The sequence below is a fragment of the Gimesia aquarii genome (assembly GCF_007748195.1).
Taxonomy (GTDB): Bacteria; Planctomycetota; Planctomycetia; order Planctomycetales; family Planctomycetaceae; genus Gimesia; species Gimesia aquarii.
In genome coordinates this window covers 2,487,901-2,511,910 of the sequence record NZ_CP037920.1, presented here as the reverse complement: position 1 = coordinate 2,511,910, position 24,010 = coordinate 2,487,901, and the positions used below count along the sequence as shown (strand labels likewise).

General features: G+C 45.5%; 23 protein-coding genes. 13 read left to right on the top strand and 10 right to left on the bottom strand.

The features are described from left to right. Positions 1–18 precede the first annotated feature (18 nt). Positions 19–1,518, bottom strand: coding sequence for a MocR-like pyridoxine biosynthesis transcription factor PdxR (pdxR, locus tag V144x_RS10080; RefSeq protein WP_144985041.1), 1,500 nt, complete (start codon positions 1,516–1,518; stop codon positions 19–21). Between the two features lie 133 nt (positions 1,519–1,651). Here pdxR and V144x_RS10075 point away from each other — a divergent pair, with 133 nt between their 5' ends. The 3 genes from V144x_RS10075 (at position 1,652) to V144x_RS10065 (ending at position 3,420) form a co-directional block, all read left to right on the top strand. Beyond that, positions 1,652–2,089: a cupin domain-containing protein gene (locus tag V144x_RS10075; protein WP_144985040.1), complete on the top strand. Its 438-nt coding sequence runs from the start codon at positions 1,652–1,654 to the stop codon at positions 2,087–2,089. 11 nt (positions 2,090–2,100) lie between these two features. Then, entirely contained in the window at positions 2,101–2,553 is a 453-nt protein-coding gene (locus V144x_RS10070; RefSeq protein ID WP_144985039.1) for a carboxymuconolactone decarboxylase family protein, read from the top strand. A 69-nt stretch (positions 2,554–2,622) separates the two neighbouring features. Next, on the top strand, positions 2,623–3,420 hold the full coding sequence (locus tag V144x_RS10065; RefSeq protein WP_144985038.1) for a DJ-1/PfpI family protein: 798 nt from the start codon (positions 2,623–2,625) through the stop codon (positions 3,418–3,420). 108 nt (positions 3,421–3,528) lie between these two features. On the opposite strand, the gene V144x_RS10060 is transcribed toward V144x_RS10065, so the two are convergent. Together V144x_RS10060 and V144x_RS10055 are read right to left on the bottom strand one after the other, a co-directional pair. Next, positions 3,529–3,984, bottom strand: a complete 456-nt coding sequence (locus V144x_RS10060; protein ID WP_144985037.1) for a hypothetical protein — start codon at positions 3,982–3,984, stop codon at positions 3,529–3,531. Between the two features lie 102 nt (positions 3,985–4,086). Next, positions 4,087–5,103: a DUF1559 domain-containing protein gene (locus V144x_RS10055; protein WP_144985036.1), complete on the bottom strand. Its 1,017-nt coding sequence runs from the start codon at positions 5,101–5,103 to the stop codon at positions 4,087–4,089. Positions 5,104–5,750: 647 nt separating this feature from the next. Between V144x_RS10055 and V144x_RS10050 the strand changes: the two genes are divergently transcribed. Beyond that, positions 5,751–6,824: an NAD(P)/FAD-dependent oxidoreductase gene (locus V144x_RS10050; RefSeq protein ID WP_144985035.1), complete on the top strand. Its 1,074-nt coding sequence runs from the start codon at positions 5,751–5,753 to the stop codon at positions 6,822–6,824. Further along, positions 6,821–7,390 (top strand): class I SAM-dependent methyltransferase, encoded by a 570-nt coding sequence (locus V144x_RS10045; protein ID WP_144985034.1) that lies wholly within the window; start codon positions 6,821–6,823, stop codon positions 7,388–7,390. Before V144x_RS10050 ends, V144x_RS10045 begins: the two co-directional genes overlap by 4 nt. A 12-nt stretch (positions 7,391–7,402) precedes the next feature. On the opposite strand, the gene V144x_RS10040 is transcribed toward V144x_RS10045, so the two are convergent. Then, entirely contained in the window at positions 7,403–7,654 is a 252-nt protein-coding gene (locus V144x_RS10040) for a putative signal transducing protein (protein ID WP_144985033.1), read from the bottom strand. A 241-nt stretch (positions 7,655–7,895) separates the two neighbouring features. On the opposite strand from V144x_RS10040, the gene V144x_RS10035 reads away from it, so the two are divergent. The 4 genes from V144x_RS10035 (at position 7,896) to V144x_RS10020 (ending at position 12,436) form a co-directional block, all read left to right on the top strand. Further along, on the top strand, positions 7,896–9,224 hold the full coding sequence (locus V144x_RS10035) for a membrane dipeptidase (protein WP_232102776.1): 1,329 nt from the start codon (positions 7,896–7,898) through the stop codon (positions 9,222–9,224). A 298-nt stretch (positions 9,225–9,522) separates the two neighbouring features. Beyond that, positions 9,523–10,791, top strand: coding sequence for an L-rhamnose isomerase (locus V144x_RS10030; protein ID WP_144985032.1), 1,269 nt, complete (start codon positions 9,523–9,525; stop codon positions 10,789–10,791). Positions 10,792–10,822: 31 nt separating this feature from the next. Further along, positions 10,823–12,229 carry a purine-cytosine permease family protein gene (locus V144x_RS10025; protein WP_144985031.1) on the top strand — a complete coding sequence of 469 codons (1,407 nt, stop codon included), beginning with the start codon at positions 10,823–10,825 and terminating at the stop codon, positions 12,227–12,229. A gap of 9 nt (positions 12,230–12,238) precedes the next feature. Beyond that, complete coding sequence (locus V144x_RS10020; RefSeq protein ID WP_144985030.1) at positions 12,239–12,436, top strand: hypothetical protein; 198 nt, start codon at positions 12,239–12,241, stop codon at positions 12,434–12,436. 85 nt (positions 12,437–12,521) lie between these two features. Here the strand turns inward: V144x_RS10020 and V144x_RS10015 are convergent, their stop codons facing one another. After that, complete coding sequence (locus V144x_RS10015) at positions 12,522–13,394, bottom strand: AraC family transcriptional regulator (RefSeq protein ID WP_144985029.1); 873 nt, start codon at positions 13,392–13,394, stop codon at positions 12,522–12,524. Between the two features lie 366 nt (positions 13,395–13,760). Between V144x_RS10015 and V144x_RS10010 the strand changes: the two genes are divergently transcribed. The 3 genes from V144x_RS10010 (at position 13,761) to V144x_RS10000 (ending at position 18,921) form a co-directional block, all read left to right on the top strand. Continuing rightward, a complete protein-coding gene (locus tag V144x_RS10010) occupies positions 13,761–14,783 on the top strand; it encodes a DUF1559 domain-containing protein (RefSeq protein ID WP_144985028.1) in 1,023 nt (340 codons plus the stop codon). A gap of 98 nt (positions 14,784–14,881) precedes the next feature. Then, positions 14,882–15,337 (top strand): hypothetical protein, encoded by a 456-nt coding sequence (locus V144x_RS10005; protein ID WP_144985027.1) that lies wholly within the window; start codon positions 14,882–14,884, stop codon positions 15,335–15,337. Positions 15,338–15,537: 200 nt separating this feature from the next. After that, complete coding sequence (locus tag V144x_RS10000; protein WP_197998852.1) at positions 15,538–18,921, top strand: glycoside hydrolase family 78 protein; 3,384 nt, start codon at positions 15,538–15,540, stop codon at positions 18,919–18,921. 555 nt (positions 18,922–19,476) lie between these two features. On the opposite strand, the gene V144x_RS09995 is transcribed toward V144x_RS10000, so the two are convergent. From V144x_RS09995 to V144x_RS09975, 5 genes are all read right to left on the bottom strand, one after another. Then, on the bottom strand, positions 19,477–19,719 hold the full coding sequence (locus V144x_RS09995) for a hypothetical protein (RefSeq protein WP_144985026.1): 243 nt from the start codon (positions 19,717–19,719) through the stop codon (positions 19,477–19,479). A gap of 79 nt (positions 19,720–19,798) precedes the next feature. After that, a complete protein-coding gene (locus tag V144x_RS09990; protein ID WP_144985025.1) occupies positions 19,799–20,185 on the bottom strand; it encodes a hypothetical protein in 387 nt (128 codons plus the stop codon). A gap of 105 nt (positions 20,186–20,290) precedes the next feature. Next, the gene (locus tag V144x_RS09985; protein WP_144985024.1) at positions 20,291–20,833 is read right to left on the bottom strand and encodes a hypothetical protein; all 543 of its coding nucleotides are present in this window, start codon (positions 20,831–20,833) and stop codon (positions 20,291–20,293) included. Positions 20,834–21,457: 624 nt separating this feature from the next. Further along, complete coding sequence (locus V144x_RS09980; protein WP_144985023.1) at positions 21,458–21,787, bottom strand: hypothetical protein; 330 nt, start codon at positions 21,785–21,787, stop codon at positions 21,458–21,460. Between the two features lie 339 nt (positions 21,788–22,126). Beyond that, a complete protein-coding gene (locus V144x_RS09975; protein ID WP_144985022.1) occupies positions 22,127–23,368 on the bottom strand; it encodes a GNAT family N-acetyltransferase in 1,242 nt (413 codons plus the stop codon). Positions 23,369–23,661: 293 nt separating this feature from the next. On the opposite strand from V144x_RS09975, the gene V144x_RS09970 reads away from it, so the two are divergent. Beyond that, positions 23,662–23,925, top strand: coding sequence for a hypothetical protein (locus tag V144x_RS09970; RefSeq protein ID WP_144985021.1), 264 nt, complete (start codon positions 23,662–23,664; stop codon positions 23,923–23,925). The last annotated feature ends 85 nt before the right edge of the window (positions 23,926–24,010 follow it).

The following is a 24,010-nucleotide window of genomic DNA, read 5'->3' as shown; positions in this document are numbered from 1 at the left end:
AAAGATTTGGTAGTAGTTTTATCCCCGTTCCTGGTAATTCGCTGCCCAACTGTGAATCGTGTTTTCGATTTGCTCTTCTGTGAATGCGGCAAAACCCAGAATTAGCCCCGCCCGTTTTGTATCGGAGGAAGCATAGAATGATACCGGATGATACTCGATCTCCAATTGATCGGCTGTGCGTCTGAGCTTTGCCTCTTTCTTTTCATTTGCCCCATAAACGACGAGTTGCAGCCCTGTCTCCGTACGACTGAAATGGACCTCATCCCCGAAATTCTGTGTGATTGCTTCAGAGAGGGCAGCCTGTCGACTTGCATACGCGGTGCGCATTTTTCGCACATGGCGTTCAAAATGGCCTTCCTCAATAAAGTCTGTCAACACAGCCTGCTCAAAGGGAGGCGAATGCCGATCGGCCAGCCAACGCGCACCTACAAACGAATTAACCAGTTTGGCCGGAATGACAAGATAACCAAGCCTGAGTCCGGGGAACAACACTTTACTGAAGGTCCCCATATAGAGCACACTTTCGTGCTGGTCCAAACCTTGAATGGAGGGCAGAGGACGCCCATCGTAGCGGAACTCGCTGTTGTAATCATCTTCCAGAATCCACCCGGAATGATGCTGTGCCCAGTTAAGAAGTTCCAATCGGCGAGAAAGACTCATCGTCATTCCTAACGGCCAATGACTTCCCGGTGTGATATAGGCCAGGCGAGCATTCGCACTCTGCTTCACTCCCTCATTGACAATGAGTCCTTCTTCATCAACCGGAATAGAAACGACTCTGGCACCGTTCAATTCAAAAACCAGTCGTGCAGGTGTGTAGCCGGGTTCTTCGATCCAGGCCGTATCCCCGGGATCAAGCAGTAACCGCGATACGAGTTCCAAGCCCTGCTGAGCTCCTGCTGTAATCAGTATCTGGTCAGAGCAGCAATTCACACCACGAGAGATTTTCAAATAGTCGGCAATCGCTTGACGAAGTGGGCGATACCCCTGTGAATCTCCGGTTCCCCAAAGATCGCGGGACAGACGTCGCAGCCGCCGTTCTGAAAGACGTTGCCAGATGTGCCGGGGAAACAAATCCAATGCCGGTACGTGAGGGCGGAATGGACGAGGTGGTTTAATACCCAGTTGATTCCAGTCGCCAAATTGAAACATTTGCTTTCCACGCTGAGAGAGCAATGCATCATCGCGTTGCGTTTTGTTTTCCTTCTTTTTCCGGGCTTGAGGACGATTGAGCAGTGTTTCGGGTAGTTCTGTAGAAACTCGTGTCCCAGAACCGATTTCAGCCTGCAAATAACCTTCCGCGATCAACCGTTCGTAGGATTGCGAAACTGTATTTCGCCCGACTTGAAGGTCCCCGGATAAACGCCGTGTTGCAGGGAGTCGTTCTCCCGGTGCAATACGTCCCTGCAAAATGGCGTCGCGCAGTTGATCTTCCAGTTGTCGATAGAGCGGCTGAGTCGATTCATGATCAATCAGAATCGTCGCAAAATCAAAGCGTTGAGGACTTCGGCGTCCCATAAATTGGCCCCATACATTCTTTGTTAATTGGATCTTACTCAAGAGCCATTTTAGATGTAAAATTTTCCCATTGCAACAAATGTTGCAATCAAGGTTGCATTAAAAATTCGAATCTCAAGAGGAGAAACAGTAAATGAACTATCGATTCATCCCACTGGTAGCATTGATTGTCGTGGTCGGTTCGCTTGCGACAGTCGCCCAGAACACAACGAATTCCAAACAGCAGACAAAAGCCGCTCAGGTCAAAAAAATTTTAGTACGTGATCTTGACGAAACGTTTGACGGCAAACCGGCACGAGCCACCATGCATGAAATCACCTGGGAGCCGGGTGCTTCCACGCCCGCGCACCGGCACCCTTGCCCGACATTCGTCTATGTGCTTGAGGGAGAATTAGAAACTCAAGTTGGCGATGGCCCTTTATTACATCTGAAAGCGGGGAACACCTTGTATGAACCCACAATGACCCTGCATTCTAAGACTCGAAATCCAAGTAAAACACATCGTGCGCGGATTTTAGCCATCCAGATTCATGACCGAGCAATTAAACGCTTAACAATCCCCGAAAAATAACGGAGCCCCTCATGCCCCAACCTCGACTCGACTACAACGACGCTGCCCCGGAAGGTCTGCAAGCACTGTTGGGAGTTAACGAATATACGCAAGCCTGCTCGATCGATACAAGACTCAAGCTATTGATTGAATTGCGGGTTTCTCAGATTAATGGGTGTGCGTTCTGCATCGATAAGCACAGCCAGGAAGCGCGTGCACAAGATGAGAGCCAGCAACGACTGGACTGCTTATCCGTCTGGCGCGAGACAACGTTTTACAATAACAGGGAACAAGCAGCACTTGCGTGGGCTGAAGTAGTAACCAGACTCCCATCAGAGGAAGTCCCTGAAGGATTTTATCAGAAAATGCGCCTTGAATTTTCTGAAAAGGAGATCGTCGACCTCACAATTATCATTGTCATGATGAATGCCTGGAATCGTCTGGCTATCAGCATGAAACAAGGTCCAGCTAAGCGAACCAATTAATCAATAATCAACTCTTACCATTTTTGAGTCTAGAAACCCACAGAACCATAAATACAAAGGAATATTTTGATGCGGTCACGAATCACCATTAGTGCTTTCATTTTACTCATTTTTGCAGCCGTTACGTACTCTGTGGTGACAGGACACAATGACGAAAACGCTACAAAACAAAATACCACATCACAAAACATCAAAGCGCAGCCTGGGCAATGTGTCGTCGCGTCACAACTAAAACACAATCAGAAACCGCAATCCTTAAATCCCGAACTACCGACCATTGGTGTGCTCGTGGTCGATGACGTACTGCTCACAGAAGTTGCTGCTCCTTTTGATGTGTTTGGTAAGCATGACGCCAATGGTAACCAGCGATTTAATGTCATCTTAATCGGTAAGGAGCAGCGTCCCTATCATTCTGAAGAAGGGCTGACGCTCGTTGCAGATTTTTCATTTTCTAATGCTCCCCCATTGACCGCATTAATTGTTCCTGGCGCTTTTCAGATGCAGGAGATTCTCGAAGATCAGACCATTGTCAATTTTGTTCGCAAATCGGGACAGGATGCAGAGTATCTCGCCAGCAATTGTGCCGGAGCATTTTTATTAGGAAAGTCTGGGCTAGCCAACAACCGGAAAATCGTCACGTATATTGGTGGTGGCATGGAACTTCGTAAGGCATTTCCAAAACTCAAAGTGCAGAACGATTCAATCACGAGTCATGTCATTGATGAAAACATCATTTCATCCAACGGCAACCTGACAAGTTATATTTCGGCGTTACTACTTCTGGAAAAATTGACTGATCAGTCTCACCGAGAGCACGTTGAGTCACAGCTTTATCTGAATCGACTCAAGAGTTGGAATGGCAAGTAGAAATATGATTCATAGATGGTTGTGATCGTTCTACCACGAACCTTAATACGCATAAAAAACTGTAGCCAGTAAAAACCTGGCTACAGTACTAGATTCTTCAATATATTTTTACTTTGCTTTTTTAATCGTCGGATTCAATAGACTTCCTGCACCTGCATCCTTTCCGGCTGATTTCAGAATAATCTTGATCGAGTCTCCACCACCTTCTGGAACTAATACCTGGGTATCCTGAACGGCAGGTGGTGGTTCCATCAGATTCTCTCCCATATTTCCAAGTACGACTCGGTAGTTACCAGGGGCAGCACCATCGGCTTCCTCATAAGTTCCTAAAACGAACGTACCATCAGCATTCACATCAGCCTTGGCTGTCCGCACATTGTCCCCTTTTTTCTCGATCGGTAACAAATCAATGTGGATCGGGCCAAATGGCTTGTCATCCAGTGTAAGCGTACCTGAAGCAGGAACTGTTTTGACTGTTCTTTTACTACCAGCAGCATCATCACCACCACACCCTGAAATGGTAATCGCAAACAATAATAAAAGGATATTAACTGAGCGGATCATCTACTAACCTTATTCGATAAAGAGCACTTAAACTGAAACGTTGAGACTAAAAAGAAAATACTCCTCCCCTTTAAGAAAGGAGAGGAGTCATTATCGATTAGTTTAGAAATCACCCACGATGCTGTCGAATCGACCACCGGCGATGGTGTTAAGCGACATCCAGAGGCTGGGAGCACCTGCAGATTGATTATGGTCACCATGATAGTCCAGGTTCTCACTAATAAAGCGGACCGAACCGTCACACATTAAGAAGTGAGCACCACCCTGATGCACAGAACCGGGACCGGGCCATTCAGAGTTAATACAGTGAGCTGCAATATAAAGAGGACCCCATGCATAAGGTCCCGTTTTATAAAAGGTACCATCCTCACCCGTTGTTGTTCCATCTGGCAGCAACAGATTATTAGCAGGGTTATTCATCACAACGATATGAGTCGATGCAACAAACGCCATGCGGTATACAGCTTCTCCACCACCATCACGAAGTCGGCCTGCTCCACAAGTACGTCCGCCAGAAGCATGACCATTTTGAGCAACTTCCCCAACAGCAATGGTTGTTGTTGTTCCATCGGTAATGTCACGAATGCGTACTTTGGATTTGAGTGTGAAGACACCAGTGTGAACTTGATTAGGACGTTGCCACCAATCAAAACCCTGTGATCCGGCATAGTTCGTTGTAGCAAAACCATCGCGCGCACTAGGGTCATGATCCTGGTCTGAAGGACAATGCAATACTGGAAGTTTCGTAGACTGGATTGTTGCACCAGTCGAGTCAGTCTGTCCTAACATGGGGACTGAAAAATTAATTTGATTATAAAGCGGTGCCTGTTCTAAAAACGGAAGTAGCAAAGTGACCCAAGTGTAGTTTCGAGCGCCAGGATTAGATCCACCAGGATCGTTCGTCCAAACATCATTGGGAAACATATTATGTGTTTCATGATAATTATGAAGTGCGAGGCCAATTTGTTTCATATTGTTTTTGCAGGTACTACGACGAGCGGCTTCGCGCGCTTGTTGGACTGCTGGTAAAAGCAAGGCAATTAAAATCGCAATGATCGCAATCACCACCAGCAATTCGATTAGCGTAAAGCCACGCTTCTGCGAACGTTTCAGATCCATGTCACTTCTCCTTCATAAAAAAATAAGAACATTGAGTACAAAAATATTTCTGCCTTGAACTACAAAAAATATTATGAGGCCCGTAAAAGTCTTTGGTTGAAACGATTACTAAAGAAACTGAAATTTCTTAATTCGAATAAAATGTCGAATAGAGCTTAATTAGAAAAACCAATGGAAGTGAAAACACTCATACTTACGAAATGCTAAAAATCATTTACATGACAACTAAATATGTAAGCAATACGCCATACAAAGTAAATATCTATATCTACTATTTGAGAGTTGTTATTAATGATTTTGAGTTCATTAATGCACGTATGATTAATTACTAATTTATAAACACTTATATAAAATGTCAAATAAATTTAGATGAAATTCAAACCAACCTTAACTTAATAATATTAAAAAAAATTTGATTGGTAATTCACATATCAACTGAGAATGGGGAGTAACCACAAACTCAGCAGTGACTCCAGATTCAACTGATCAATACACAACATCAACACTACCGTGACATTGAGAATTCAGATGAAATGGAATTCTTCCTGATTATAGATCCCATCCAACCATCGTTTTTGAATTTGACGAGGCTTAAATCTGGTTGTCGCTCACGAAAACCTGGCCAATTAACATAGAACGCCAAAAACATGTCTGCAGAAAAACAAGTTGATTACATCATCGTGGGACAAGGTCTTGCAGGTACGGCATTGGCTTGGACTCTGACAGCACGAGGATACGACGTACTCATCGTGGATCGTTGTGAGCAGACGACTTCCTCTCACATTGCAGCAGGTCTGATCACTCCTATCACAGGACTACGGTTGGTCGTTACCTGGCGACTGGATGAGTTTCTTCCCTTCGCAACCGAGTTTTATCGCAGCGTTGAACAAAAAACGGACTCTTCATTTTTTGAATTAAAACCAATGCTGCGTCTGTTTGCTTCAGAACAAGAACAGGAACAATATCGACAGCGGTCAGAAACTCACTTCCCCCACCTGGTTTCGATACCTGAACCACTGGCAACGGAATCAATGTTCGAAATTTCCAGGGGAGGCTTTGAGATGCGTCAGGGAGGACAGCTTGATGTTCCCACCTATCTCAACGTATCCCGTCTTTTCTTCACACAGCAGGACCGTTTTCTGGAGGCCGATATTGATCCCCTCCAAGATCTGGATTTTGCTTCAAACAGAATCTCGTTGCCTCAATGGAACGTGACAGCCAGGAAAGTCATTTTTTGTGAAGGAATCCACAGCCAACAGAATCCCTGGTTCAAATCAGTTCCTTTTGAAGGTGCCAAAGGCGAAATTCTTACCTTAAAAATCCCGGGGCTGACCGAACGTCGCGTCGTGCATCGGGGCATCTGGTTAGCACACTGGAAAGAGGACCTCTATCGAGCTGGTTCGACCTACGATCGCGAACATCTTAATTGCATACCTACAAATTCCGGTCGCGCTGAAATCTGTTCGCGATTGTCTGAATTTCTGAAATTGCCAATAGAAGTCATTGACCATCGTGCTGCAGTCAGACCGATCATTCACGGTCGATTACCTGTGATGGGACTACACCCAGTGCAGCCTCACATAGGATTTTTTAACGGATTTGCCTCAAAAGGGAGTTTACAATCTCCCTGGATGGCCGATCATTTTGTAAATGTTCTGGAGGGGAAGATACCTCTGGAAAAACAACTAGACTTTCAACATAAAATTGAAGCGCGCTCATGACACTTTTGACCACACAAGCCCAGGATTTGATTTCAACTATTTTACAATCAGGTGAAACCGCCATCGATGCGACTGCAGGAAACGGACATGACAGTCACTTTCTTTGTAAGACTGTGGGATCTACCGGGAGCGTTTATGCATTCGATATTCAACAGGCGGCTCTCGATCATACAGCAGATCGACTTCAGCAATCCGACTTCTCCAATTTTAAACTGGTACACAGTGATCACAGCCGACTGAACGAACTGATTCCCGCTGAATGTCATCAGCGAATCGGTGCGATAATGTTTAACCTCGGTTACCTACCAGGAGGCGATCATACCATGATCACGCAAGAGCAATCGACAATCGCCGGAATCGAAGCCGCTCTGTGTTTATTACGCTCTGGTGGAATTTTAACCGTCTTAGCTTACCCCGGTCACCCGGGAGGCGCTACAGAAACAGAAGCGGTTTCTGTGTTATTGAGCCAGCTTGAAACTACTCAGTACATTGTCAAAGTGCTTTTCGCACAATCGGAGTCCACAGAGGCACCTCGGCTGTTTATCGTGAAGAAAATCAGCCTCTAGCTCAGACAATGATTATTCTTCCTCGTCTGAATCGTCTTCTGATCCTTCATGCTGAATCGTGTGACGAACTTCTTCAATAATTTCCTTTGCGCGGTCTGCATCCGCTGATGCGACATCCAGCTTGATTTCCAACACGCCTGCGAGGCCTGCCTGATTTTCATTTTCAAGCAAGCAGCGAATCCCCTCTCCCTCAAGCGTCATTTTCAGAAATTCTGCTTCCAAAACATTTGGTGTATAATACACTGTTTCCAGGTCTTCGCTCATCGTTCTTTTTCCTTAGGTCAACCATATCTGCCAAAGATGGGGTTATAATAATTTGGTGATAATGCAATCGTTTGTCTGCTCAAACTAACCAGATCGTAATGACATATCAATACTACTTTTAGATTGAATTCACATACCATGTGAATCAAGAGAGACATTGAGTGTTACTTTTAAATGATACCACCCGGTGATACCTTTAAGGAAGTCACCATACCCATTTCTACCAAAGATAAGAGACGTTATGAAAATCCATTTCTTTCCGGGACATCACTTTTTAAGAGAATTATCCTCTATACTTTTTCTATCAATGCTACTTCCCCCTGCTTCCATGCAGGCGGAACAACCTGTTCGTAAACCGGTTGTTTTAACAGAGCGTGCCCGTAAACTCCATCAACAATGTCTTGTCATTGACGGGCACAATGATCTCCCCTGGACGATGCGACAAAAAGCCGCCTCATCATTCAAGCAGGCTGATATTTCCTCCCCTCAACCTCAGTTCCATACCGACATCCCCCGCTTGCGACAAGGCAATGTTGGTGCGCAATTCTGGTCTGCTTACGTTCCCTCGGAAACACGCAAAGAACGGCGTGCCGCGCATGATACTCTGGAACAAATTGATCTGATTCACCGTATGATCAAGCGCTATCCAGAAACCTTTGAAATGGCTGCCACGGCAGATGATATCGAACGAATTCACAAATCGGGCAAAATCGCCTCAATGATTGGTGTTGAGGGTGGACATTCGATTGAAAATTCACTGTCACTCCTGCGTATCTTTTATGGTTTGGGCGTGCGTTATATGACACTAACTCACTCCGATTCACTCGACTGGGCAGACTCGGCCACAGACGAGGCAAAAAGTCAGGGATTATCACCCTTCGGTGAGGAAGTGGTGTTGAGTATGAACCGTCTCGGAATGCTGGTCGATATTTCACATGTGTCGCAAGAAACGATGGACGACGTGTTGCGTGTGAGTCAAGCGCCCATTATCGCCTCGCATTCGTCGGCACGTGCCATCGCCGATCATGTGCGGAATGTCCCCGATGAAATCTTGGTGAAAGTGAAAAAGAACGGCGGCATTGTGATGGTCAATTACTTCTCTGGTTTTGTGGTGCCCGAATCCGCCAAACAAATGACTGACATGTTCCAGAAACGGCGCGAACTCAAACAGAAATTCTCGAAGGAAACAGAATTCAGGCGCGAATACAATCAATGGAAGAGTAAACAAAAAATGAAGCCAGGCACAATTCATGATGTCGTGGATCATATCGACCACATTGTAAAAGTTGCCGGCGTGGAGCATGTCGGAATTGGTTCCGATTTTGACGGCGTTTCATCGCTGCCAATTCAACTGGAAGATGTGGCAACCTATCCGTTGATAACGCAAGCGCTCCTGGATCGCGGTTATTCCGATCAGCAAATCAAACAAATCATGGGTGAAAACCTGATGCGTGTGTTACGAGAAGCAGAACGTGTCGCTAAGCACTTACAAAAGAGTGAAAATGAATCAGAAAATACTGAGAGCGACTCTGAAAAAACAAAAAAAACTCTACCAAAACTCAGAAAGTAAGTTAATCTAATTAGCTACATGATGTGGAACTGAGGGTTTAAATCCGCATTTCCCAGGACAACATATCATCATTTATGAGCATTAGTTTTGTTCTAAAACACTGCCATATCAAGACTTTACGCCTCAAAAACGCCTGGCAATATTATGCTATATTTCGGCAGAATAATGAAGGTAACACATAAAGTCCTAAGATATCTTTTGATAAGTTCTTGATGAAAAACACAGCTAACAAGACAAGATCTAAACAACTATTAAACATATTTCATTGTAAGAGTCAAACAGGTAGGAATGTGCTTGCATGCTGGAATTAAATGAAACTCTTGAAGCTGCTTATTCCGTCGCAAGACAGATGTATGAGGAATTAGGAGTCGATACGGAAGCAGCCATTCATCAGATTTCCCAAATCGCGCTTTCGCTTCATTGCTGGCAGGGAGATGATATCTCCGGCTTTGAAAACAACGGCGAAGACATTAGTGGCGGCTTAGCAATTACAGGGGCCTATCCAGGAAAAGCTAGTTGCCCCGAGGAACTGCGTGAAGATATTGAAAAAGCAATGTCCCTGATTCCGGGCCAACACCGACTGAATCTACATGCCAATTATGCTGAGACCGGCAACCAAAAAATCGATCGGAATGACCTCCAACCGGAACATTTTCAGAATTGGATTGATTGGGCCAAGTCGTTTGATCTTGGTCTGGACTTCAATCCCACGTATTTTGCGCATGCAAAAGCGAAAGACGGTTTTACACTTGCGCACCCGGACCAGGGAATACGACAATTCTGGATTGACCATGGTATCGCCTGCCGAAAAATTGGGGAATACATGGGAAAGTCACTGGGAACACCCTGTGTGACTGACTTCTGGATTCCGGACGGCTTCAAAGACACTCCCGCCGATCGCAAAGCACCTCGACTTCGTCTTCTCGATTCTCTTGATGAAATTTTTTCGGAAACAATCGATACCACATTCAATAAAGATGCAGTCGAATGTAAGTTGTTTGGGATTGGTTCAGAGAGCTATGTCGTGGGTTCGCATGAATTTTATCTAGGTTATGCAATTAAAAATCAGAAACTACTCTGCCTGGACTCGGGACATTTTCATCCCACGGAGTCGATTTCTGACAAGATTTCTTCCGTCCTATTATGGGTTGATGAAATGTTGTTACATGTAAGTCGTGGCGTTCGCTGGGACAGCGACCACGTTGTGACGTGGACCGACGAATTACAAGCGATAGCCCTCGAACTGGTACGAGGAAATTATCTGAATCGCGTTCACTTGGGACTCGATTTCTTCGATGCCAGTATCAATCGGGTTGCAGCCTGGGTAATCGGTTCTCGCAATCTTCTCAAAGCTTTACTGATGGCATTTCTGGAACCGACTCAAACGTTGCGGCAATATGAACTGGAAGGTGATTACACATCCCGATTGGCGTTGATGGAACAATTGAAGATGATGCCTCTGGGTGCTGTTTGGGACTACTATTGCATGAAAGTAGGTGTTCCTTCCGAGCGGGAATGGCTGAATGAGATCAAACATTATGAACAAGATGTCCTCAGCCGCCGCTAACCCCCATCGCTTTATTGAACCTTAATCAAAAATGACAGACCAAAACAACTCTAACACTAACGAGTACGAAAGAGAACCGGTTCCGGAATCGGCATTGCTCGGTTTCAAAAGTTTTCTCGGCATGTATGCCGGCGAACATTGTGCTGGAACAGAGTTGATGATCGGCCCGCTTTTTGTAGCCGCGGGAGTCAGTGCCTTTGATTTGGTTGTGGGACTGATTGTCGGCAATCTGTTAGCTGTTTTAAGTTGGTTATTTCTGACCGCTCCCATCGCCGTCAAATGCAGGCTCACTCTGTATTATCAGTTGGAGAAGATTTGTGGCCGAAAACTTGTAACGCTCTATAATTTGGCCAACGGAGTGATGTTCTGTTTTTTAGCCGGTTCGATGATTACCGTTTCGGCAACTGCAGTCGGAGTCTGGGTTGAATTTCCGATGCCAGGGCTCAATGATGTGTATCCTAATAGCATCGGTTGGGTATTAGCCGTTTTCGGAATAGGGATGCTTATCTCGATTGTAGCTGCGTTTGGCTACGACACGGTTTCAAAATTTGCCAATATCGCGGCACCTTGGATGGTGTTGGTTTTTCTTGCGTTCGGATTGGTAGGACTCAAACAATTCATCGAAGTCACGGGAGCAGAAGTCAATTCTCTTGGTTCATTGTGGACTTTGTGCGAAACACATATCTGGGAAGGGGGCAAACCGCTACCAGGTCAGGTAAAATTTACGTTCTGGCATGTCATGTTCTTTGCCTGGTTCTGTAATATGGCTATGCACATCGGTATGTCAGACCTGACCATTTTCCGTTACGCGAAACATTCCTGGTATGGAGTCGCCACCGCTTCAGGCATGTGCGTAGGACATTTCATGGCTTGGTTATCCGCCTCAGTGTTGTATGCCTTACAACTTCACAATCACCCCTCAAATACTGATGTCTTACCCGGGCCGATGGCATTTCAGGCAGCAGGGATAGCGGGTTTATTGTGTGTGATTATTGCTGGCTGGACCACCGCGAACCCAACAATCTATCGAGCTGGACTTGCCTTTCAAGCGATTGTGCCTGCTTTATCCAGGTTCAAAGTCACCATTGCAACCGGCATGCTGGCTACCTTCGCAGGAATGTTCCCGGCTATTGCCATGAAACTGCTGGGATTTGTGGCACTTTATGGAATGCTGTTAATGCCGATGGGGGCTGTGATTTTTGTTGACTTTTACCTGTTAAAGAAATTAGGACTACAAAGTAATTATGCTGAGCTGAGTAAGAAATCTTTCAACTGGGCTGCTGGACTCACTTGGTTTCTCACACTGGGTATGTGTGTCGCACTAGTGCAATTTGCCGGTGTTCAAATTTATTTCGTGAGTCTACCGGGCTGGTTTATCGCGGCTGCTTTTTATGTGGTGATTAGTAAATTCTACCAACGTCAAGTTCATCACACGTAGGACACTCTCATGAGACGAATTATTCAAACCATATCATGGCTGGCTTTGGCAGGGACTTTCCTTTCTCCCGTCCTGTTTTTTGCGGGGATGATTGATCTTGAACAATCAAAAAGAATCCTACTATTAGCGACGATCATTTGGTTTGTGCACACTCCAATGTGGATGGGTCGAGAACCAGAGAAGCCCGATACTGCTACGATTCCGTAATTGTGCAAGTAGCCTCTTAAGTACTTATCGCGAAAACCAAACGCTTTCAGGCACTTCAAAATACGAACACATAGGCACCATTCAGCTATTTGCTGCTCTTGTTCATCTTTCGGTACAAAGAAGGTGATGTCCCGATTTGCTGTCGAAACTGTCTTGTGAAATAATTGCTATCATTAAAACCGACCTGCATAGCAATTTCGGTAATGCTGAGTTCCCCCTGTTTGAGTAGTTCAATCGCACGATTGATTCGCAACTGTATCAGGTATGCAATAGGAGATCTTCCCATTGCCGTTTGAAATGTGCGAATGAAATTTCGTTTTGACATATGCGCGATTTCTGCTAAATCGTCCAAGTTAATCTCATCAGAATAATTGAGCTCCAGATAGGTAATCGCTTCAGCGATGAGTAGTAACGACTGAGAATCGGGATTTTCAGAATTGGTGTAACAACGAGACAAATAACCGACAACCTGCATAAATGCAGCAGTTGCCAGGAACTGAAAGCCAGCTTCTCTTTTCGCAAGTTCCTCTTCCAACGTGTCGCTATAGGAAACAACTGTTGCCAGAGACTTGGCATCGAGCCTCAGTCGACTTTTGAAATTGTGCCTTTTTCTCCAGGCAGGTTCGAGAGTGAACAAAGCCAAATAGCCAGGCAGTGTTCCGAGGTCATTCAAATCCAACTGTAATGTCAGCGGATCAAATAGAATATTGATCAGTCTCAGGTCTTCCATGTTCTGATAGTCATGAGGTCGAGAGCCTCCAATGACAAAAGCATCACCCGTCGTCAATAAGTACGACTCCGAACCGGTCACATGCTGCCCAACACCTCCAGTTACAATCACAATTTCGGAAAATTCGTGCGCATGCAAACCAAAGGGTTCCTGTGGGTCACGGCGTTCAACCACGATAGGAAAACCATCAGCGTGAAACCAGTTTTCTTTTTTTAGAATTGCGACCATTGGCTCAGCACTTATAAAGCACACAAAAACACGCATGCTAATTAGTGGCAATATAATACTAGAAACAAGCGTTTAGAATCACAACGAAAGCACCAACATCAACTATATAAACCCTTTATTTATCGTGTATTTCGCTATATTGAGATTGCTAAAACCAGGTAACATAAAAACCACTCATGGCACTATTATCCAGAACACTGGCACGATAATCAAGGTAATTCCTCCGAATTCCTAAGTAAGTTAAGTATATCTTAATGGGTGTTTCACCTGATACTCAATCCCTTATCGAGGATTACATCTCTATTTGTTTTCAGCATCGAGCCAGGCTGAATCTTTTACATAATTTTTTTCCAGGAGGCACGACTAATGTCCAGACTGAAAACTAGACAAAAACCGAAAGGCTTTACTTTAATCGAATTGTTAGTGGTGATTGCGATCATTGCGATTTTAATTGCCTTGCTTTTACCAGCAGTCCAACAAGCGCGCGAAGCCGCTCGTCGTAGTACCTGCAAAAACAACATGAAACAAATTGGCCTCGCACTTCATAATTATCATGAAACACATAATATGTTTCCCAATGATGTGTGGACGAACGATCCTGGTGGATCTAATCCTGGCGCTCGAAACTACACTTGGATCACTTTGCTACTTCCGTTTTTAGAACAGGCACCACTTTATAATCAAATTAATTTTTCAGTCCCCATGTTAGGGCAGACTGACTCGACTGGTGCAACAATCCAGTCTACGAAACTTCCAGTACTGCATTGTCCTTCAGACCAGGATCATGATCCTAGTGCGCGCGATGGCTTTGCTACAACGAACTATGCCGGATCACAGGGTTTTGACTGGTGGCGACGCCCCAATCAAGTTCATACTGGTGTTTTCACACTTCAATCCAAAGTACGCATTCGTGACATTACCGATGGAACAACGACAACCATTGCTGTTGGGGAAGTTGCTCAAAATGGTCATGCTTCTGGCGGACGTACTTGTGGAGCAGGCCGACTTCGTGATGGTGGTGGAGAAGCTGTGTACCGCATGGCGTTTGTTGCACATACTCATCTTACTGTGATGAATGCAGCTGGATATTCGCTGCTTTTACCAGATGGCACATCAACAGGTGAAGGCGGAGAGTTTTACAAAACAGCACCCTATTCCTGGGGTCCTCTTTATATTGCAGCCCACTGTATTAACTCAGAATGGCCCGGTCCCGGTTCAGTGCATCAGGGTGGTGCTCACTTCTTAATGTGTGACGGTTCGGTTCGCTTTATTAGCGAGAACCTGGACTATCATGGTGACCATAATCAATCTGCAGGTGCTCCCAGCCTCTGGATGTCGCTTAACACCATCGCCGGTGGCCGTTTCGATAGCATTGTCGGTGATTTTTAAGTCTGAACTTCATGCTCCTCTCCTTTCTTAAAGGGGAGGAGTACTTTTTTAAAGTTCCTCGTTCTTCTTCAAGTGCTCTTAATCTCAAAGGTTGGTAGATGATCCGCTCAGCAAATTTCCTTTTAATAGTTTTTATGATTACCATTTCAGGGTGTGGTGGTGATGATGCTGCTGGTAGTAAAAGAACAGTCAAAACAGTTCCTGCTTCAGGTACGCTTACACTGGATGACAAGCCATTTGGCCCGATCCACATTGATTTGTTACCGATCGAGAAAAAAGGGGACAATGTGCGGACAGCCAAGGCTGATGTGAATGCAGATGGCACATTTGTCTTGGGAACTTACGAGGAAGAAGATGGCGCTGCTCCCGGCAACTATCGCGTCGTACTTGGAAATATGGGAGAGAATCTGATGGAACCACCACCTGCCGTTCAGGATACCCAGGTATTAGTTCCAGAAGGTGGTGGAGACTCGATCAAGATTGTTCTGAAATCAGCCGGAAAGGATGCAGGTGCAGGAAGTCTACTGAATCCGACGATCAAAAAAGCAAAGTAAAATTTAGAGCAAATCTAAAATAGATCTTCATATATTCCGGTTGAATGCTTGGTTAATTGACAATATGAAATGATGAATGCGTATTTGTAAATTATCCGAAAGTAACTGAGGCAGATATTACTCCGAATAAACTTGAGTTACAGAACTATCAAATCTGATCAGTTTGAAAACAGAGACAAAAAGCGAATTAAGGAACACTCATGGCTCGCGGATTGATTACTGGTTTCTTATTGGTTCTATGCTCTGTGGACTATGTTCTCGCCGGCAGTCCGAAGATGACTGTGACTGGTTTACGTTGTGAATACTTAACGAATCCTGTCGGCATTGATGAGCAAAAGCCTCGGCTGAGTTGGCGTTTAGAATCTTTGCGAAGAGGAAAAAAGCAGTCTGCCTACCGCGTTCTTGTTGCATCTACAGAGAAACGACTTCAGGCGAATCACCCTGATTTGTGGGACTCCGGTAAAGTTGTTTCACAACAAACAACACAAATTGCCTATCAAGGCAAGCCGCTGCCATCACGTCAACACTGTTTCTGGACGGTTCAAATCTGGGATGAGTCAGGAAAACTGTTTTTCGCAGATCAAACAGCCACATGGTCCATGGGACTGCTTCAAAAGAATGACTGGTCGGCTAAATATATCAGTTTTCGAGATCAAACACCGATTGCCAAAGATCGAAATTCTCACTTTTTACCTCCCGCCAGACAATATCGCAAACAATTTCAATCGCAAAACAAAACCATTCGTCGGGCTACGGTTTATGCATCGGCTTTGGGTATATATGAATTGCACATCAACGGCCAGCGTGTCGGAGATGCCTGGTTTGCACCTGGATGGAGCGACTATCGAAAAAGAGCCTACTACTATTCTTATGACGTGACCAAGATGCTTTCCACCGGCAAGAACGCCATTGGCGCCTGGGTCGCCGATGGTTGGTATAGTGGCTATGTCGGGTTTGGATTGCTAGTGGGAATCGGGACTGAAAAAATCGGTCGCTATACCTATGGAAAAACACCATCATTGATTGCGCAATTGGAAATTGAATATACCGATGGCACTCGACAAACAATTGGAACTGATGAGTCCTGGAAAGTCACCGGCAAGGGTCCGATTCGTCAAGCCGATCTGTTGATGGGAGAATTTTACGATGCCCGCAACGAATTCGAGGGATGGTCAACATCTGGTTTTGATGATCAAAACTGGGAGCAGGCGATTCTAGCAGAACAAAACGGTCACCCTACAGCAAATTTTTACGAATTTCATAACCCTTCAGAGCCTGGTAAACCAGTCAAAATTCAAGGGCGTGAAGTCGACCTGGGATTTCATCGCCCCGAGTTAGAGGCGTTTCCGGGCGTCCCTGTACGCGTCACCGAAGAAATCAAACCGGTGGATATCAACCAACGATCCAAGGGGACTTATATCTTCAATCTGGGGCAAAATTTTGCCGGTGTGGTCAGGTTGAAGCTGAAAGGTTCAGCCGGTCAGCGTGTGAAGATTCGGTATGGCGAAATGCTGCACCCCGATGGCAGCCTCATGACGGAAAACTTACGTTCGGCACGCGCGACTGATTATTATGTCTGTAAAGGAGATCCCCAAGGCGAAGTTTATACTCCTCGATTTACGTTTCATGGTTTTCAATATGTGGAAGTTTCGAATTTTCCTGGTGAACCAAATCAAGATACACTAACCGGGTTGGTTATTCTCTCAGATACTCCATTGGCTAGCCAATTCGAATGTTCTGACCCGATGGTGAATAGGTTATTTCAGAATATTGTCTGGACACAACGCGCGAACTTTCTTGATCTTCCCACCGATTGCCCGCAACGTGATGAGCGGATGGGATGGACCGGAGATGCTCAGATTTATGTCGGCACAGCCATCTATAATGCCGATGTCGCAGCGTTCTATTCGAAATGGTTGCGCGAACTAATGGAATCGCAACGCCCCAGTGGTGCGTTTCCAGGCTATGCTCCTTTTCCTTTTCAGCATGGGTTGGATTTTGGGACTGCCTGGGGTGATGCCGGCGTGATTTGCCCCTGGACCATCTGGCAGGCTTATAACGATACTAGAATCATTGAACGCTGCTGGAAGCCGATGACCCGTTTTATGGAGTGGCGCAAACGGACCAGCGAGAATTATTTGGGCGTAAATCATGGTAATCATTGGGGGGACTGGCTCTCGCAGGGAGAAACAACTCCACTGGATTATATTGACACCGTTTATTTTGCCATCTCTTCAGAAATGATGAGCCAAATGGCGGCAGCGATCGGCCACGAAGCTGAAGCTGAGTCCTATCAGAAGCTCTACCATAACATTCAAAAGGCCTTTGTAAAAAAATATCTCAATGAAGATGCGACCCTCAAAGTCGATACACAAACGGCTTACGCATTAGCGATTTATGCTGGCTTAATACCAAAAGAACTGCTTCCGTTAACAGGACAGCATCTGGCGAAAAAAGTCCAGGACAAGGGCAACCATATGGCGACGGGTTTTTTGGGAACACGTAAATTGTTACCGGCACTCTCATCAACAGGGCAACATGACTTAGCTACTTTTTTGCTCCAAAGCCACGAGTTTCCTTCCTGGGGTTATGAGATTGATCAAGGTGCAACTACGATCTGGGAACGATGGGACAGCTATACTAAAGAAGATGGTTTTGGAAGACATAATGCTGCCATGAACTCATTCGCGCATTACTCTTTTGGCGCCGTTTGTGAGTGGATGTTCAAAACACTGACGGGTATTAGGACAGCAGGTCCGGGATTTCAGAGAATCATCATCCAGCCGAATCCCCCTGCTCCCGGCAGTAATGCGCAGCATCAACCGATCCATTGGGTTCGTGCCTCCTACAACTCCATCCATGGAATGATTAAGAGTGGCTGGAAACTTGAGGGAGACCAATTTCATCTGAATGTGACCATCCCTGCAAATACCACGGCTACGGTTTTTCTACCGACTGATTCTATTAAAAGCATTACTGAAAGTGGCGCGCAAATCGAAAACGCAAAAGGAGTTCAACTCTTGCGATACAAGAATGGTCGCGCGGTACTATCGATCGATTCAGGCAGCTATCAGTTCGCATCTAAAAGTGGAATTCGTGACGCGAAGCAGGCTTTAAAAACATTCACCCCTCCCGATCAGTCCATCAATCCGGAAAAGGTCGATCTGCAACATGCGAAATTAATTATGGAATGGGATTTTTCCAGAAAAACAGACGCGGCAAAATGGCACTACATTAACAGCCTTAAATTAGTCCATGATTCAAATAATTTGTCTTTGAAATCGAATCAAGATGACCCCCAAATGGTTGTTGATTTTGAGAAACCCATCTCAGGACCGTTAGCGGTTGCCCTGAAAGTGCGTCCCTCTAAAGGATCTCAGGTACAATTTTTCTGGGCCGATGCTTCGCAGGGATTCAATGCGATTGAAACCACTTCCCGCACATTGAATCCAAGTCAGAACATCAATGAATATTTATTTCGAATCGATTCAGATAAAGCAATCAAGGCACTTCGATTCGACCCGTTTTCGGGCCAGGGACAAATGGAAATCGATTCCCTTTCGATCTATCAGTTGAATAATTAAACACGTGCTACTTAATAACCGAAATTCCCAGAACTTGCTGACACACTGGCTGTCATTATCTTTTCGAAACGAAGTTATCGTTAACACTCTGTATTCACGTTATTTTTTAGAGCCACTCTGAACTTTCTACCTTTCCAAATTGAAAACACAGCAAATGGAAAAAGTAACAGGTTAGTAATGAAAGCAAAGATTTGACTGCCTATCAGACCGACTATTACTTGTTCGGGTTCATAGTTTCCACCAGTTGTTACTGCAATGAACAACCCTAAAAGAAAGTACAGCCCGATAAGGATTTGCATTATGACCATTCCGAAGATTCCTCTACGGTACGACTGTACTATCGTCATGAAGTAAAGTACCAAGAGCAGAATTAAAAACGGTACTGTGAAAAACATTTTGATGTGCTCTCTTATTATGATTTAGAAAGTGACTGCATACGGTGCCGCAAGATACGAGAAATAGAACTAACAAATCATCCTTTCAAGAACATCTAATAATGATTGTGTTTGAGAATCATTCCTTGATATTCTCAACTATCAAAGTGTCCCAGACGTATCAAAGATCTTCCATCTCTGCAACTTGCCCCGTATCGTCTTGAACAGTGAAGTGTCTAATGTGTCCCCTGTTCTCACAAAACGCGATAAGATAATGTCCGTGAGCGCGAAACGAACCAAGCTCTCTGGTCAAATGCTCTGCCGAGAAATGCGTCGCTCGCAGCAACTTAAGTTGCTTTGAAGTTGTCCGCCCAATGAACTCCATGCAACGTGCTAACGCTTCAGACTCACATAAGATAGGCATTTAACAATTCCTAAATTCCCAGCATTTTAAAAATGACCGGGAAACAACAATTTCCCGGTCACATATTACAAATCATAATTTACTTTTGATCATAGAAATTGAGAAATGATCTTTCGAATTCAATGATCTCGAACTTTACTTCCATTCTCTTATCGAGTGAAAGTTCGGTTGAGTAAACATGAAAATCGAGTGAATCACCAACGCGATTCAAATCACAATAGATGATCTGTGGAATGCGAAAACCAGATTCAACCGAATCTGTCTCTCCTTTGAGAAATGATTCGATCTTTCGAATGCTATGAGTCGAACATGGCCCAAATTGAAATTGCTCTACGATATCCTCTGATTCCAGATATTGAACCAAATATCGATCGAAACAATCGTCGCCATCATATTCTGCCCATTCAAAACACAATTTTGCTGCGAGAGTACCAACAATCAGAGTCGCAGAGTTATTTTCTGTCATACTATTTTCTAATCTAACCAACCAATTGCTGAAAGTGACCTGGTAATATGAGTTACCCGGTCATTAGCTTAAAGCTGGATTTTCTGCGATGCAATCCGAATTCACCTATAAAATGACCGTGAGAGCCAATGGCTTCCATTCGCCGAAATCTTCGCGAACTTCCATGATCGAAATCGCGCGAGCATTCTTGTCAAAGGCAATTGGCGCGAAGAAGCGTTTTTTGAGCATCGCACCTTGGTATTCAAATTGGAATGTACCGTCGATGAAGTTTCGCAGGTGCGGCGGTTCATCTGTATCGGCGAACGGCCCTTGATCGAATGACAGATCATGTTCTTCGTAGATTTTGGTTGAGGTGGTGAAGCCAATCTCGACGCTTCGCGACGGTGGAAGACGATCGATTTGCAGATGATAGACATTGATAGGCAACGGTGGACGATTACGGGTAACCGTACCACCACCCTTGATTGTAGCGACCATTTGCTGCCGAATAGGTTGCCACCCCACATTTATCCCAACGGGAATTTCGCGACCGACACGTTCGATGATTGGTTCGGGAACCTGAACCCGTGCATCGATCATTAATAGCTGTGTATCTGCTGAGTTTGTGATATTCAGGGTATGCTCGCGGAATTCGTCGCAATCCTGCACGGTAATTTTCGCCGGGGCTTCAGGTAATGTTCGGCCCTTTATCGTTGTAAGCGACACGTGCGGGAGCGACGGAACGATACCACCATTCTTTATCCACGTTTCGTGATTGCGTTTCCATTCAAAGAGCGATTCAACCGGATAGGACGATTGGTCTTTGTCGATTCGAGTGCTGCATTCGGTGCATAGCCATATCGCGTTCTCAATACCGCCTCTTTGTTCCGCGGTTTGGTTGGCGTCAAAACGCGGACCACCAGTCGCAGCGGCGCAGATGTGGCACGCTTCGCCAGTCTTCAAGGATTTGTCAGGCTCCGAGTGGGGACCGACCGTTGGCTTTCGACACGTGGGGTTCGCGCAAATGTAAGCGCCCCGTTCAGCGACAGTGCGTTTAATGCGTTCAGAGAATTCGTCGCGTGATTTCTGGGACATCCACGTTCACCGCTTCGAGATAACTTGAATTAGACTGAATAATTTCAGTATAACCCATTAACGGTAGACCTAGTGAAATCCTGTATAATCAGGCAGGATTTGTCAATAGAAAGATGTCCTGGAAATATTCGTTTCCCAGTCAACAGGGATGTTCTAAACCAAAATTGACACGCTCGCGGCCCGGTATTTTCAGGTTTGTTATGTGCTTGATTCGCGACCGCGGAGAATTTGCTTTGATGTCACATCACTTGCGGGAACGTAGCACTGAAGCTCTCCATTAAGATCATCGATGTAAAGTCGCCCACAATCAATGCATTGCCACATCAGGCGCGACTCTTCAGATATAATATGGCGCGATTTCGTATACGCGTCCTCTTCTGAAATCTTGCTTGTGGAGAGAGGGGCGATAACTTCGTCCTCGACAGCGTCAAAGACATCGTCCCACTTTTGGTCTGGGATCAAATGGCCCTTTTGCGGAACATTACAGTAGTCGAAAATCGTTGAGCCACATTCACACCCAATTTTCATGAACTCTCCCGTGCTTATAAATTATTATTCAAGGGAAATATTCCTCTTATAATGCAAGAGGAGCTTCATATAGGGAAGCATACAGAAAATCATGCCAATCTGTAACCTTCAATCAATAAAGAGACTAAACCATACATTTACATTTATTGATAGGAACTCCAATCAAAATGTTAGGGAACATGGTCGTTTACCGGGCAGAATTTAAAAGAGTATTCTCAAAAAAGTGACTTTTCGAAACGACCAAAAAACCTCAGTGCATCAACTTCCTACATTGGAATACGACATCTGAAAACAACGGATCATTGTTCTCAAAATCATCTTATTTTGTCAATTGGCTTGTTAAAAACGCCAGTCCCATGAGGGGGCGGGTAGCCGCAATGCGGAGTCGAGTTGGGTCAGTAACTCGGGTGAAGCATTTAGTTGATCGGTTGCCGCCAGTCCGGTTGCGGGTCGCACGCCCAACCATAAGCGTGTGAATGCGCCGACCGTTGCCGTGAGGGTCGGCAGATCGGCCACTTTTCCTTGCTCGACTCCCGATTCGTCCGCAAGTGTCACGACGTACTGCCCGGCCACGCCGCGCCATGGCTGATCCTCGTCAAGGAACTCGGCGATCGGATCTGTCAACTCAAGGTTGAAGCGCAGGGGCTCACACTCCAACTGCGTCTGTTGCAGACAAGCATGTAGATTACAGATGCGTGCCTGCCAGACAGCGTAGCTGCGAATGCCGGTGCCAAACTTTCCTTCTTTTAATGTGGCAAGACGATAAAAGGGCCGCGACACCAGATCCTGCAACTGAATATCGGGTGGCTCGACCAGCGTGACCAACTGGACCTGGTCTTCCAAACTCTTGAGTGTGCCAAGCAATTCTAAAAGTTGTCCGTAGTTTTCATAGACCATCGACATGACTTGATACGGGCCGTACTCGAGATCATCAGTGTTGCACCAGAGATAGTGAGTCAACTCTCCGCTGGCTGCATCACTAAACCCGAACCCGAAATAATCACTGCGTATGGTCTCACATTGTGTCGCCGCAGGTGAGGTAAAGGTGACGTACCCGTGTCGCTTCATTCGCCGCGTGCGGCACGCGTGCATCTCTTCCCAGTCGGTGGACGAAAGCCGTCTCGGTGTGCTTTTGGGAAGTGGGACGCACAGGTCCTGCGGTTGCACGGCCACCCGATGGTCGTAGCTCCCCGTGCCAAAACCCAGCCGGTCGTAATAGCCCTGGTCGAATATTCCAAGCATACTGAGCGCTGCTCCCTCAGCGGCCATATCGGCGATGAGCCGGGCCGTTGCTCTGCGTGCCAGTCCTTTCTTGCGCGCCACCCGACCGGTGGCAACTCCGGTCACCGCTGCCAGTGGCAGTTCCGTATCCAGATATTGCAGTATCGCATTCGCTCCGAGGGCGATTGATTCGGTCACATCATCGATGCGGGCAACACGGACCTGTCCCAGGGACAACTCCGTTTGCAAAAGCTGATGCTCTGCATCGGAATTGTCACGCATCCAACCGATTTCGTGCCAAAGCCGCTTGACCGCTTCCAAGTCGCGATCTGAGTCATAGTTGGCGACTTGAATATCCATAACCCGCGAGTCCTTATGCCATTGAGTTCATCTTGAAAAAGCAGAAAGAGCCTGATTAGCAAGACGACACGGTCCAGATTCAAAAGGTTCGCTATAAAAATTTCAGATGTGTTAAACGCAAGAAATTTGGCTGCTAATCGTTTTATACAAAACGAATTCTGTAAATATATTTTGATGGGGCACTTTTAACTAATCCCAATCCACTCTGTATTAACTCAAATTTTTGATTACATTTTACCTTCCATCAATTAAACTGTGTTTGTTCGATGTTTTATTTCACGGAGGAAGTTGATATGTCTGAAAATACAGAATCAAAATTCATTCGACTTGCATGCTATGCCGTTCCTTTTTTACTGGTGGCTTATGTCATGAGCATCGGCCCTGTTGCTGCTTTGGTTCTTGACTCCAAAGGAGATTTGGAATATCCGCAATATATGAGTCAAATAGAATCTTTCTATGCTCCTTTGGAATGGTGTGCAGATAAAAGCGAATATGTAGGGAATGCGTTCCGCGCTTACATTCATGCCTGTAATGGAACCGTTGCTGAGTACAGATAAATTTCTTTGATGACTCGCATTGCTGCACGCGTCAAACGACACCATTGCTGCCATTGTCTGACCTGATAGCCATTCATCATTTTCG